The 11,910-nt window shown below is 60.8% G+C and carries 15 protein-coding genes and 1 other RNA gene; 8 read left to right on the forward strand and 8 right to left on the reverse strand.

Features of this window, described 5'->3' with window-relative positions; translation table 11 throughout:
• Positions 1-204: 204 nt before the first annotated feature.
• The 5 genes from DTJ15_RS08775 to DTJ15_RS08795 form a co-directional block, all read right to left on the reverse strand.
• Positions 205-1,020, reverse strand: coding sequence for a TIGR00282 family metallophosphoesterase (locus tag DTJ15_RS08775; protein WP_043557959.1), 816 nt, complete (start codon positions 1,018-1,020; stop codon positions 205-207).
• A 10-nt stretch (positions 1,021-1,030) separates the two neighbouring features.
• Positions 1,031-1,600: a 5-formyltetrahydrofolate cyclo-ligase gene (locus tag DTJ15_RS08780; RefSeq protein ID WP_249109848.1), complete on the reverse strand. Its 570-nt coding sequence runs from the start codon at positions 1,598-1,600 to the stop codon at positions 1,031-1,033.
• A gap of 14 nt (positions 1,601-1,614) precedes the next feature.
• Positions 1,615-1,774, reverse strand: a non-coding RNA gene (ssrS, locus tag DTJ15_RS08785) — 6S RNA.
• A 97-nt stretch (positions 1,775-1,871) separates the two neighbouring features.
• The gene (locus tag DTJ15_RS08790; protein ID WP_081563301.1) at positions 1,872-2,264 is read right to left on the reverse strand and encodes a cell division protein ZapA; all 393 of its coding nucleotides are present in this window, start codon (positions 2,262-2,264) and stop codon (positions 1,872-1,874) included.
• 5 nt (positions 2,265-2,269) lie between these two features.
• Positions 2,270-2,503 carry a hypothetical protein gene (locus DTJ15_RS08795; RefSeq protein ID WP_103765175.1) on the reverse strand — a complete coding sequence of 78 codons (234 nt, stop codon included), beginning with the start codon at positions 2,501-2,503 and terminating at the stop codon, positions 2,270-2,272.
• Positions 2,504-2,631: 128 nt separating this feature from the next.
• On the opposite strand from DTJ15_RS08795, the gene DTJ15_RS08800 reads away from it, so the two are divergent.
• Both DTJ15_RS08800 and DTJ15_RS08805 read left to right on the forward strand, forming a co-directional pair.
• The gene (locus DTJ15_RS08800) at positions 2,632-3,063 is read left to right on the forward strand and encodes a hypothetical protein (RefSeq protein ID WP_248460891.1); all 432 of its coding nucleotides are present in this window, start codon (positions 2,632-2,634) and stop codon (positions 3,061-3,063) included.
• The gene (locus DTJ15_RS08805) at positions 3,050-3,628 is read left to right on the forward strand and encodes a thiamine phosphate synthase (RefSeq protein WP_081563299.1); all 579 of its coding nucleotides are present in this window, start codon (positions 3,050-3,052) and stop codon (positions 3,626-3,628) included. Before DTJ15_RS08800 ends, DTJ15_RS08805 begins: the two co-directional genes overlap by 14 nt.
• A 10-nt stretch (positions 3,629-3,638) precedes the next feature.
• Here the strand turns inward: DTJ15_RS08805 and DTJ15_RS08810 are convergent, their stop codons facing one another.
• The 3 genes from DTJ15_RS08810 to epmA are packed head-to-tail and all read right to left on the reverse strand — an operon-like array spanning position 3,639 to position 5,808.
• A complete protein-coding gene (locus DTJ15_RS08810; RefSeq protein WP_103765177.1) occupies positions 3,639-4,340 on the reverse strand; it encodes a hypothetical protein in 702 nt (233 codons plus the stop codon).
• A gap of 5 nt (positions 4,341-4,345) precedes the next feature.
• Positions 4,346-4,750, reverse strand: coding sequence for a hypothetical protein (locus DTJ15_RS08815; RefSeq protein ID WP_103765178.1), 405 nt, complete (start codon positions 4,748-4,750; stop codon positions 4,346-4,348).
• A 56-nt stretch (positions 4,751-4,806) separates the two neighbouring features.
• Entirely contained in the window at positions 4,807-5,808 is a 1,002-nt protein-coding gene (gene epmA / locus DTJ15_RS08820) for an EF-P lysine aminoacylase EpmA (RefSeq protein ID WP_043557946.1), read from the reverse strand.
• 121 nt (positions 5,809-5,929) lie between these two features.
• On the opposite strand from epmA, the gene DTJ15_RS08825 reads away from it, so the two are divergent.
• The 6 genes from DTJ15_RS08825 (at position 5,930) to DTJ15_RS08850 (ending at position 11,872) form a co-directional block, all read left to right on the forward strand.
• Positions 5,930-6,994: a lysine-2,3-aminomutase-like protein gene (locus tag DTJ15_RS08825; protein ID WP_192848482.1), complete on the forward strand. Its 1,065-nt coding sequence runs from the start codon at positions 5,930-5,932 to the stop codon at positions 6,992-6,994.
• 146 nt (positions 6,995-7,140) lie between these two features.
• Positions 7,141-7,707 carry an elongation factor P gene (efp, locus tag DTJ15_RS08830; RefSeq protein WP_043557943.1) on the forward strand — a complete coding sequence of 189 codons (567 nt, stop codon included), beginning with the start codon at positions 7,141-7,143 and terminating at the stop codon, positions 7,705-7,707.
• Positions 7,708-7,709: 2 nt separating this feature from the next.
• Positions 7,710-8,537 carry an inositol monophosphatase family protein gene (locus DTJ15_RS08835; protein ID WP_086431222.1) on the forward strand — a complete coding sequence of 276 codons (828 nt, stop codon included), beginning with the start codon at positions 7,710-7,712 and terminating at the stop codon, positions 8,535-8,537.
• A 97-nt stretch (positions 8,538-8,634) separates the two neighbouring features.
• A complete protein-coding gene (locus tag DTJ15_RS08840) occupies positions 8,635-9,360 on the forward strand; it encodes an OmpA family protein (protein WP_052348880.1) in 726 nt (241 codons plus the stop codon).
• Complete coding sequence (locus tag DTJ15_RS08845; protein WP_249109849.1) at positions 9,357-10,901, forward strand: MotA/TolQ/ExbB proton channel family protein; 1,545 nt, start codon at positions 9,357-9,359, stop codon at positions 10,899-10,901. Before DTJ15_RS08840 ends, DTJ15_RS08845 begins: the two co-directional genes overlap by 4 nt.
• Before the next feature lie 2 nt (positions 10,902-10,903).
• Positions 10,904-11,872: a peptidoglycan -binding protein gene (locus DTJ15_RS08850; protein WP_043557940.1), complete on the forward strand. Its 969-nt coding sequence runs from the start codon at positions 10,904-10,906 to the stop codon at positions 11,870-11,872.
• The last annotated feature ends 38 nt before the right edge of the window (positions 11,873-11,910 follow it).

The raw sequence follows: 11,910 nt of genomic DNA on the forward strand, positions 1-11,910 counted from the left end.
CAATGACCACCCCAGCCGCCCCAGAACTCCCGCCCCAGCGCCGCCGGTGAATGGGCTTATACGCAGATCCCCCTCACCGCACAACCCCATCACACCAAAAAAATCAAAAAAACTTCAAAAAAAGTTACACCCCCAAAAACAGCAGAGGGAATGGACCCTGCGATCCACTCCCTCTGCCCACCCAAATAATAGAATCATCCAACCTCAGAAATTCGGCATGGAAGGTAACAAATCTCCCCCCTGCCGGAACGGACAGACCCTGATGGCAAGGCCCGTCGCATCATCTGTCTCCACCATCAGGCCAGAGACAGTGGCCTTTCCACTCGCAGGCTGGAACCGTTCCGTCGGCACCTTCTTAAGCATCTTGCGAATGGCGTTCTCTTTTTCCATGCCAATCACACTATCATAGTCGCCACACATGCCTGCATCCGTCTGATAGGCAGTCCCGCCTCTCAGAATACGGTGATCGGCCGTTGGTACGTGCGTGTGTGTCCCGACCACGAGAGAGACCCTTCCATCATAAAGATGGCCGAATCCCATCTTTTCACTGGTTGTTTCTGCATGGACATCCAGAATGGCCGCATGGACGGTTCCCCCGAGACGATGCCGGGAGAGAATCGCCTCCACCGCCCGGAATGGATCATCCAGCGCATCCATGAAAACACGTCCCATCACATTGATGACCAGAACCTTCCGTCCACAGGGCAAGGTGACGACACAGCTCCCATGCCCCGGGGTTCCTTCAGGATAATTGGCCGGACGGACAACAGCTGGAAGCTGGTCAAGCTGACCGATGAGGTCTTTGCGATCCCAGGCATGATTGCCCAGCGTGATCGCATCCACGCCACCATCAAGCAGATCCCGCGCGATCTGGGGAGACAGGCCGAATCCATGAGAGGCATTCTCTGCATTCGCCACAACCACATCCAGCGACAGCTCTTCCCGCCAGCCTTTCAGCCCACCAAGAACAGCCTCACGCCCTGACCGGCCAACAATGTCTCCCAGAAATAGCAGTCTCAATGTCTATCCTTCATTCTTTACTGATATGAATGACCTCACGCTCCGTCACGATGACTGGCAATCGATGGTCATGTTCATCCATGGGCAGGGCCTCCCTTTCCTGCGAGGACAGACCATACCCCACAAGAGCAGCCTGTGAGTGGAGCGGCAATGTCCTGTCATAATAGCCCCCCCCATAACCAAGCCGCCCTCCCTGTCTGTCGAACGCCACAAGGGGGACCAGAATGACATCCGGCGCCCACCGCCTACCTGTAGGGTGCTGCGTCCCGAAACGACCTTTCCGCATCGGCCGGTCATGCCGCCACTCCCGAAAGACGAGTGGCTGACCCCTGGGGGGAGTTTCCGGCAGAACCACACGATATCCCGCCCAACCAAGCTGCCGACACAACGGACGCAGGTCCGCCTCTCCAGGAAGGGGCCAGGTAGCAGCAATGACAGCTGGTTGCATCCGACAGAGATAGGCCAGAAGATTGGAAACAAGCTGGCGGTTCTGCCGGGGCAGGACAGAACGGCGACGGGCCAGGACTTCCTGACGGATCATCGCCTTGGTCTGATCGGAAGGAAGAGAAAGCAATGCCATGGAATCCATCACCTGGTGAAGCCGCCTTGGCCGTTGGTCTCATCAGCCCTCCCGGACCTGCTAGGGCAGGTGGGCACCGGTAATAACGTGACCACAGCCACGACAGAGCCAGTTCCCTTGGAAGTGCTTATCGGCCCAGAGGTTGATCTTGCCTGACGCACCAGGCAGCTCCGCCTCTCATATTGCACCCCTGCCCGGCGATAGACAAGCACTGGAGCCATGCTTTCTGCGGATTACAGCCACAGACAGAACCGATAGCCTCTACAGAATCTCATTCACCGGCCGCTGCCTCACCCGCAGCCGCTGCACTACCAGAAGGCCGAAGACCTTCTTCCACCCTGCTGAGCAGACTGGCCGCAATATCGGCAGCATCAGCCAGACGCCCTGCCGTCTGCTTGTAGGAGGCTTCGATCTGGCGGCTACGCTCTACCAGACTGCGCTCCTCATCCGTCATCTGCTTCTTTCGAGCCTCGTAAAGATCATCCGCCATGAGAAGCGATACCAGAAACATGGCCTCGCCATCACCACGCGGCCCCAATGTTCTGCGTACTTCCTCAAGACGCTGCGAAATGGAGGCGGCAAGCGCCTTCAGATGGTCTTCCTCACCATCCTGACAGCCAACCGTGTAGCTGAGGCCACCGACCGAAAGCGTTACCTGCGCCATGACCCTTATCTTTCCTCTTCTTCTGTTTCAGGAGACGCAGCAGCCCCGAGCGCCCCGGCATCCATCTCGAGAATTGTCCGCAGGCGGGCCTCAAGAGCATCGATCCTGTCCAGCAGGGCCTGCCTCATTTCCTTCTGTTCCGTACGCTCGGCTTCGGCCTGGATTTCCTGCTGCTCCAGAGCAAAACCAAGCTGGACAAGGGCAATTTCCAACCGTTCAAGATCCGGATTTTTCTGCATGACACTCAACTGCCTGTTCTCCTGCACTGACACCCCCACCTTCATGGCCTATGATGCACGTCTGCCATGGCAGGATTCCCCTGCACTCCCAACATGACCATCCAGCTGATTTCCCAGATGAAGCCAGAATGACCGATCTTTACAGTGCGTCAAGCACCTTTCCACCCTTTCCACGCCCCTTCATCACCATTTCCACCCGCCCTGCCCTCCTGAAGGCTCATCAACATTTCGCCACACGGCCCTTCACCATCCTCTCGCCCCTCCATGCCGGGGCAAGCCTGGGCGTAGACTGGTGGCTCCACCTCACCAGAGGAGCTGAAGCCCCTTCCATTCTTGATTGCGGTGCCAGCGCCTCACTGGCCATCAGCGCCCTGCATGAAGGGATTGACGGAGTCGTTTGCCGCGATTTCCGTGCTGGACTCCCCGACGACATGAAACATCGCCTTTTCTCCAGCCGCCCAGAAGGTGACGTCATGCTGGACCTGCCTCTCTTCCAGGAGACGAAATGCTGGTCAACCAGCCAACAATCTGTCACATCTGACCCTCATGAATCACTGTGACCTCTACCCTGTCATCCCCTCACTTCCCGCCCTGACACAGCTTCAGGCGCAGCTTCCTCCCCTGCTGGCGCAAGAGGCCGTCACGGCTCTGCGGCTCTGCTTCGACAGGCCACCAGAGCGGAAACAGCTGGATGCCGTTCGTCAGATGGCCTGGGAAAGAGATGTCGCCCTGATTCTGGCTCCCGCCAACCTTGATCTGCTCCATGGTCTCTCCCTCAAGGAGAGCGATGGCGTCCATCTTTCCAGCCCGAAAGATGTCAAAACCTTTGCCGGACGCAGAGACAGACCGGAAGCGTTCCAGATCGGCTGCCATTGCCTGACACTGGATGACGCCATGCTGGCCGGGGAACAGGGAGCCGATTATGTCAGCCTGCCCGCCATCGGGCTGACAGCCCTGAAGCAGTGGAGCCTGTTTGCGGAACTGCCTGTCGTGGCCGAGCATGTCTGCACCACGGAAGAAGCCTTGGCGGCCACCCAGGCCGGAGCTGACTTTCTGGCCATCACGCTGGACCCGGCAGAGAATGGCCTGGACCATTTCACGGCCATAAGTGCAGCCATCCCCTGACGAAACCCTGTTACTGGTAGGGAAGGATTGAATCCACCATATACAGAACCCCGTTGGACTGCGGATAGCCATCACCGGCCAATGTCACGGTGCCATCTTTGCCGATGACTTCCACATTCCCGAAGGCCGTGGGCTTCAGGATCACGTCATAGCCGGGGCCGGCCAATGTCCGCACCTGTATGCTCCCGCCCCTCTTCGCCGCCTTGCGCCGGATTGTCGGCATGTCCCAGTGCCCCACAAGAATCATCTGGCCAATGAAGCCTGTCAGATAACCATGCCCCGTTGCCCTCATGAGGTCCGGCCTGACCTCATGCTTGAAGGCTTCAAACGGCCCATTGGGAACAGCCAGCACGGTATGATCCTTCTCTCCCTCAAGAATGGACCAGTATCCCGCCCTTATGACGGCAGCCTCAAAATCGGCCAGCTCAATGGCACTGGCCAGATTGTCGCTCAACGGCCTGTCCTCAAAAGAGAAAGCAGGCGGCATGTGGTACCGGACCTGCGGATTGGGAGGCGCATCCGGTGCGGCAGGCCGGTATGTCGCCTGAATGCTTTTCGCCTCGGGCAAGGCCTCCGCATGGGTTGAGCCATGTACGTCAACAGGATCCTGCCGGACCACCCGATGGCCAGAACAACCCACCAGAACGGCAAGAACCATACAGGACAGACCCAGCCTCACGGACAGAGCCTGTCCTCCAAAAGAGCTACGCATCAGGCTCAACATCCTCCCCCATACAGCTTCCATCCCACAACCTTGTCTCCCACAACCTCAAATGTCGTCTGACAGGTAGCGCTGTAATAGCTCGGGGGAATGTTGATGCCCCCCCAGCCGCCACCATAGCCGTACCCGTATCCACCGCCCCAGCCCCAATCCCAGCTGGAATAGCCCGGCGAAACCTGCGTCTGTGTCTCGATATAAGAGAGGAAATTGTGCCCCTGTACATCGTAGGTACGGGCCGGAACCCCAAACCGCCGCAGCAGTTCAACGGTTGACTGACCAACCATGGAATCCAGAACCTTTGGCCGCTGAAGGGCCGGGACCGTACACCCGCCCAGCAGCATGACAGCCCCAAGGACCAGCCATGCCCGGCGCTTTCCCGAACCATTCACATCTCGTTCCATATTCCTCCCCCTGTTCCGCACGCCTGCACCCTGAAAACAGAAAATTCCGCTCCGCCTCAGCTTAACCAAAGAATCTCCTCAAGACGAGGGGCACCCGTTGCCAGCATCACGAGCCTGTCGAAGCCCAGTGCAATGCCAGAAGTCGGCGGCATGTCGGCCAATGCCTCAAGAAAAGCTTCATCCAGCGGCCAGTCCTGCTCTGGTGTGATCTGCATCCGCCGTGCCCGGTCCGTTTCAAAACGCTGGCGCTGCTCCTGCGGGTCCGTCAGCTCCTCGAAGGCATTGGCCAGCTCCAGCCCGGCAGCATACAGCTCGAAACGCAGGGCCACCCGAGGATCAGCCGGATCACGCTTTGCCAGAGCCGCCTGTTCGGCAGGCCAATGCGTCAGAAAGGTCGGTCGCTCCCGCCCTATATGCGGCTCGATCCTTTCCAGAAGCAGGCGGAAGAACAGGTCCTCCCAGCTTTCTCCCTCCCGCAGCACCACCCCGGCCTCACGGGCCAGACGGTCGGCATCCCCGGCACTGGCCAGCAGGTCCACCCCGACATGACGGGCAAAAGCCTCCTGCATCGTCAGGCGTTCAAAAGGCCGGTCCAGCTCCAGCATGACATCCCCATGAGAGAGACGGGGCGGCAGGACACGACGCAGCAGGTCCTCCGTCTCATCCATGAGGGACGACAGCCCGGCACCGGGACGATACCATTCCAGCATGGTGAATTCCGGCATGTGGGTCGCACTCCGCTCCCCGTTGCGCCAGACACGGGCCAGCTGGAACAGGGGCTGCCCCGTGGCCGCCACCAGACGCTTCATGGCAAATTCAGGACTGGTATGGAGGTAACGGACCTCGTCCGTGCCATCAGGACGTTCCAGAACCGTGCGGAAACAGCGCAGATGCACCTCTTCCCCCGGGGCAGGAACGGCATAGGGTGTCTCGACCTCCAGATACCCCCTGCCCTCAAAGAAGGCCCGCACGGCCTGCACCATCCGGGCACGTCGGCGCAGCAGGGGCAGGCGCTCCTGTATCCGGGCTGTCGTCTGTGTTGCGCTGGAACTCTCCATGACCGTTTCCTTCCACCCTCATCCGGCGATGCCGTCCCCTCCCTATAGGCCAGAGGCCCCGCACGGCACCATAGGCAGAGTTTTCTTGCAGGACGACGCGGCCTTTCGCTAGAGCAACTTCATGCACGATACCGCCTCATCCTCCCCGTCAGGCAGAACCCTCCGCAGCACACAATCGCTTCTCGAGGCGAAGCTCATCACGCCGGAACAGGCCCCGGCACTGGAGGAGGTGGCCAGGCATTATGCCACGGCCATTCCCCCCGCCTTCCAGCGGCTCATCACCAGCCCGGATGACCCGATCGCCCGGCAGGTCATTCCCGATGCCCGGGAGCTGCGGACCATGCCCCATGAAAGCGAAGACCCGATCGGTGATGAGGCCCTCTCCCCCGTTCCCGGCATCGTGCATCGCTATGAAGACAGGGCCCTGCTCAAGCCCCTGCTGGTCTGCCCGCTCTACTGCCGCTTCTGCTTCCGGCGGGAGCATGTAGGGCCCGATGGCGGCCTGCTGGGGGAAGAGGCTCTGGAAACCGCCTTCCACTGGATAGAGGCACATCCGCAGATACGGGAAATCATCCTGACCGGGGGCGACCCGCTGATGCTCTCCCCCCGCCGGATGCAACACATCATCCAGCGCCTGTCCTCCATCAGTCACATCGACATCATCCGCATCCACAGCCGTGTTCCCGTCGCCGCCCCGGAACGCCTGACCACGGCGCTTCTCGACGCCATGGAGACTGACCGTGCCCTCTGGATGGTTACCCACATCAACCATGCCCGGGAGCTGACGGACGAGGCCCGTGTGGCTGTCCGGCAGATGCTGGGCCGGGGTATCCCCGTCCTGTCCCAGTCCGTCCTGCTGCGGGGCGTGAATGACACGACGGAATCGCTGGAGGCCCTCCTCCGTGCCCTGATCGCCGCCCGCATCAAGCCCTACTACCTGCATCACCTCGATTCCGCCCCCGGCACGGCGCATTTCCATGTGCCGGTGGAGGAAGGCCGTGCCCTGCTGGAAAGCCTGCGGGGCCGGGTCTCCGGGCTGGTCTGGCCGACCTATGTCGTGGACATACCGGGCGGGAAAGGCAAGGTTCCACTCGGGCCGGATTATCTCGTCTCCACCCCGGCCGATGAAAGCTCCGGCTCCTCGCAGGCACGGGGACCGGACGGAAAGCCTTACCCTTTTACCTAGAGTGTACAGAGGGAGCTTGCGCCCGCCCCACCGACGCGGCTAGAAGTCTCCCTGAAGTTCATCAGAGAGTTTCCGCTTCTGCCCTGCCTGCATGGCCAGAAGCCTTGAGCAATACCCGATCTTTTGCATGTACATCAGGAGCTGACATGAAACAGCAAGCCAACCTCATCCGGGCCGGGCAGGTCATCGAACATAACGGCCGCCGCTGGACCGTCCTCAAGCAGCAGATTCTGACCCCCGGCAAGGGCGGTGCCTTCATCCAGGTGGAGATGCGCGACCTCGCCAGCGGCAACAAGAGCAACGAGCGGTGGCGTACGGCCGACACCGTCGAGCGTCTCGTCACAGAGGACAACGACTACATCTATTCCTACATGGATGGCGACAACATCGTCCTCATGGACCCCGAGACGTTCGAGCAGACCATGCTGCCGAAGGACATCCTTGGCGATCAGCTCCCCTTCCTTCAGGACAACATGACCATCAGCGTCAAGCTGGTCGAGGGCGACCCGGTGGCCGTCACCCTGCCGCCGCAGGTCACGCTGGAGATTGCCGAGGCCGACCCGGTCGTCAAGGGCCAGACGGCCAGCTCCTCCTACAAGCCTGCCGTGCTCTCCAACGGCGTGAAGGTGATGGTGCCTCCTTTCATCGAGGCTGGTGAGCGCATTGTCGTCCGCACGGAAGACGCCACCTACGTCGAGCGTGCCAAGGACTGATCATGCGTCTTTCTCCCCATATGGCTGTCATGCAGAACACCGCGCAGAAAGCGGCGCGGTCTCTCCTGCGTGACTTTGCCGAGGTCGAGCAGCTCCAGGTCAGCATCAAGGGTCCGGGAGACTTCGTCTCCCAGGCCGACATGCGGGCCGAGAAGACCATCCGTGAAGAACTGGCCCGTGCCCGTCCCGGCTATGCCTTCCTTATGGAAGAGAGCGGGGCCTCTGGCGGTGACAACTGGACATGGCGCTGGATTGTCGACCCGCTGGACGGCACCTCCAACTTCCTCCACGGCATTCCGCACTGGGCCATTTCCATCGCCCTCCAGCGTCGTCATCCGAATGGGGACGTCGAGCTGGTGGCCGCCGTCGTTTACAACCCGGCCTCTCATGAGATGTTCTGGGCCGAGAAAGGCATTGGTGCCTTCCTCAATGACCGGCGCATCCGTGTCTCTGCCCGGCGCAAGCTTTCGGAAGCCATGTTTGCCACGGGGATTCCTTTCGCCAAGGTACCAGCCCAGTACCGCATGCCTTTTGGCCGCGTGCTGAGCAGCCTGATGCCCAAGGTCGCTGGCATCCGCCGCTGCGGCGCTGCCGCCCTGGACCTCGCCTGGCTGGCTGCCGGCCGCTATGAAGGTTACTGGGAGCTGGGCCTGAAGCCGTGGGACTGTGCCGCAGGGCTGCTGATTGTCCGGGAGGCCGGTGGCCATGCCACGGATGTTGAGGGCAACGACCTCGGTACCCTTGATGATGATGTCCATGTCGTCGCTGGCAACCAGCACTTCCATGCCCCCCTGCGTGAACTGGTGCACAACGCCCTCACGCAGGACTGAAACATCATTCCACCATGACCGGGGATGGAGCCGTGTTCTCTGCTATGGTACTGCCATAAAGATTGCAGGATGCGGCTCCTCCGCATAGGATGCAGGCATGAAAAACCGGCTGGCTTCCCTCTTCCCTCTGCTTTGCACGCCTCTCGTGGCGGGGCTTCTGTGCGCCCCGGCGGTGCGGGCCCAGGTTTCCACGAATCTGGATGCCCTCCCCGAGGCTGCACCAGCAACCCAGACACCCCGGCAATCCGCCCGGCAGGAAAATCGCACGGTGACCCATCCTGCCCCCGTACCGCAGGCCCCGCCCGTACCGCCGGGATATACCCGGGTTCCCAGCATTGCTGCTGAGGCTCCCAAACCGACAGTCATCACCCCACCAGAATTCCCTGTCATCCTGCACCCTGCCGTTCCCGCAGCGGACGTCCAGCCCGACGGAAGCAGCCACAGCCATACCGAGCCGCAGGAGGCGGACGCCCTGCGCATCCTGTTCGACACCGGCAGCACCGGCCTGAACGCCACAACCATCGAGTCCATCCGCCATTATGCGGAGACCATGGCCCCGAAAGCAGACACACGCTTCGTACTCCGCAGTTATGCCACGGTGCCCGGCAGCGACATCTCTGCACCCCGCCGTCTGGCCCTCTCCCGTGCCCTGGCCGTGCGTGGCCTGCTGGTACGGAGCGGCATTGCCACGACACGCATCTATCCCATCGCCCAAGGGCGGCCAGACAGTACCGACACCGCCCCTGCGGACAGGCTGGACATCCTCCCCGAAGCCAACCCCTCTCCTTCAGACAGTCCTGAAAAAGGAAACACGGCACCATGACGCGCCCGACCCGTTATCTCGTCCGTATCGTTGTTTTTCTGCTAATCATCATGGGGCTGGCCTTTGCCCTGCGGGATGTGCTGGTCCATGCCTTCATGGTCAATCCGGGACTGGACGGTGTCATCATCGCCATCCTGCTGCTGGGCATTCTCTGGAACCTCCATCTGACCATCCGGCTCTTTCCTGAAGTCCGCTGGGTCAACATCCTGCGCCAGCCACGAGCCGGGCTGAAAGTGCCGGAGCCGCCCCGGCTTCTCTCCCCCATGGCCCGTGTCCTGCGGGCACGGCGGGATGAGAATCCCGGTCTCTCCCTCTCCACCCAGACCACACGGGCCATGCTGGAAAGCCTGGAAGCCCGCATGGATGAAGGCCGGGAGATTTCCCGCTACATCACGCAGCTTCTGGTCTTTCTCGGGCTGCTGGGCACGTTCTATGGGCTGATTCTCACCGTACGTTCCGTGGCAGATGTCATCAGCGCCATGCCTTCTGGCGGGGCGGACATATCCACCATGTTCGAGCACGTCAAAACAGGACTGGTCAAACCGCTCGGTGGCATGTCCACGGCCTTCTCTGCCTCCATGTTCGGTCTGGCGGGGTCGCTCATTCTCGGCTTCCTCGACCTGACATCAGGACAGGCGCAGAACCGTTTTGCCAATGAGATCGAAGAATGGCTGGCTGACCAGACCTTTCTCGAAAACCCGGAAACAGGACCTGAGAGCCCCGCAGAAGACAGGCTGGCCACCATGGAAGCCTGGCTGCCACGTGTGCAGGACTTCATGCGGCTCACGACGGAAAATGTGGCCCTGCTCCAGCAGAACATCACCATCCTGCGCCGCATCCTGGAGGTGGACGGAGAGGACAACGCCAAGATCATTCTTGGCCTGCGCGCCCTGAACGAAACCATGCACAAGCTCTATGCCGATGGTGCCTTCCACAAGGACCAGTCCGCCATTCTCGGCCAGCTGACCAGCATGAATGAGACCTTCCGCAAGGGAGCTCCAGCGACGCAACATGACACATCCCGTGAAAATCAGGGGTCTCTCATTGAGAGACTGACGCGCATCAGCGAGAATCTCCTGCATCATCGTGAAGCAGCCGCTCAGCCTCATGATAAAGTCCTCCGTGAAGGGCAGGCCGCCATCATCGAGAAGCTGGCGGAGATCCGTGAAGCCCTGCCTCATGAACGTGAAACCACATCCCATCAGCATGATGAGGCCATCCGGGCTGGACAGACGCACATCATTGAGAAGCTGACAGAAATCAACGAGACCCTCCGCAGCCATCAGCCCCCCCCTGCCGCCCCTGCGCAGGACCTCTCGCAGCTCCAGCAGATCCTTCAGCAGATCGAAGAAGGGAACCAGGCCACACTGCGGACCATGAAGGCCCTGAGCAGCAGCGTCAGCCAGCGTCACTTCGAGGATCCGGCCGTCACCCAGCTGCTTCAGGACATGGAAAGGCAGCTGCTCGGCCTGCGTACCGATATCGTTTCCCTTGCCAGAAGTGAGAAAAGCCCCTTCATCTCCCGGCGTGGGGAGGGCTGACCATGGCCCGCCGCCGTCACCGCTCCGGCTCCATCAATGCCTGGCCGGGCTATGTGGACGCCCTCTCCTCCCTGCTGATGGTGGTCACGTTCGTCCTGCTCGTCTTCGTCCTCGGGCAGGAATTCCTCTCTGCGACCATCACCCAGAGAGAACACGCTCTGGAAAACCTGAAGCAGGAGCTCACCCATCTCAGTGACATGCTCTCCCTCAGTGAGGCAAAGGTCAAAACGCTGAGCAGTGCCGAGCAGGAACAGCGTGCCATGGTCGCCACGCTGAAGAGCCAGCTTGATGAGCGACAGCATCAGCTGGACGACATGCAGACCCACTCAAAAGAGGTCGAAAGCGCCCAGCTTGGCAGCATTGCCGATCTCTCATCGCAGATCACCGAGCTGACCCGCCAGCTCCAGGCCGTCTCCAGTGCCCTGGAGATTGAAAAGAAGAACGAGGTGGACAAGGATGCCCGCATCGCCGAGCTGGGGCAGAAGCTCAACATCGCCCTCGCTGACAAGGTCAACCAGCTTCAGCGTTACCGTTCCGAGTTCTTTGGCAGACTGAGGGATATTCTCAAAAATCAGCCAGGAATCTCCATTGTGGGCGACCGCTTTGTCTTCCAGTCCGAGATTCTCTTCCCCAGCGGCAGCGCAACTCTCACCCCGACAGGCCAGAAACAGCTCCTCACCCTGGCCCGTACGTTCCGTGAGGTGGCGGCCACCATTCCGTCTGATGTCCCATGGATTCTCCGTGTTGATGGCCATGCGGACCGCAAGCCGATCCGCTCCACTTTCCCAAGCAACTGGGAGCTGTCATCCGCCCGTGCCATTACGGTCGTCAAAACACTGATCACCAATGGGGTGGACCCGCATCACATTGCTGCCACGGCATTCTCCGGCTATCAGCCACTGGACAATGGCTCAAGCCCGGAAGCTCTGGCCCGCAACCGACGGATCGAGTTCCGCCTGACAGACCGCTAGCCCCCTTCACCCGTGGCGGGGGCCTCCCCGCCACCACA

It is taken from the genome of Parasaccharibacter sp. TMW 2.1891, assembly GCF_023337675.1.
In the GTDB taxonomy this organism is placed as follows: domain Bacteria; phylum Pseudomonadota; class Alphaproteobacteria; order Acetobacterales; family Acetobacteraceae; genus Bombella; species Bombella apis.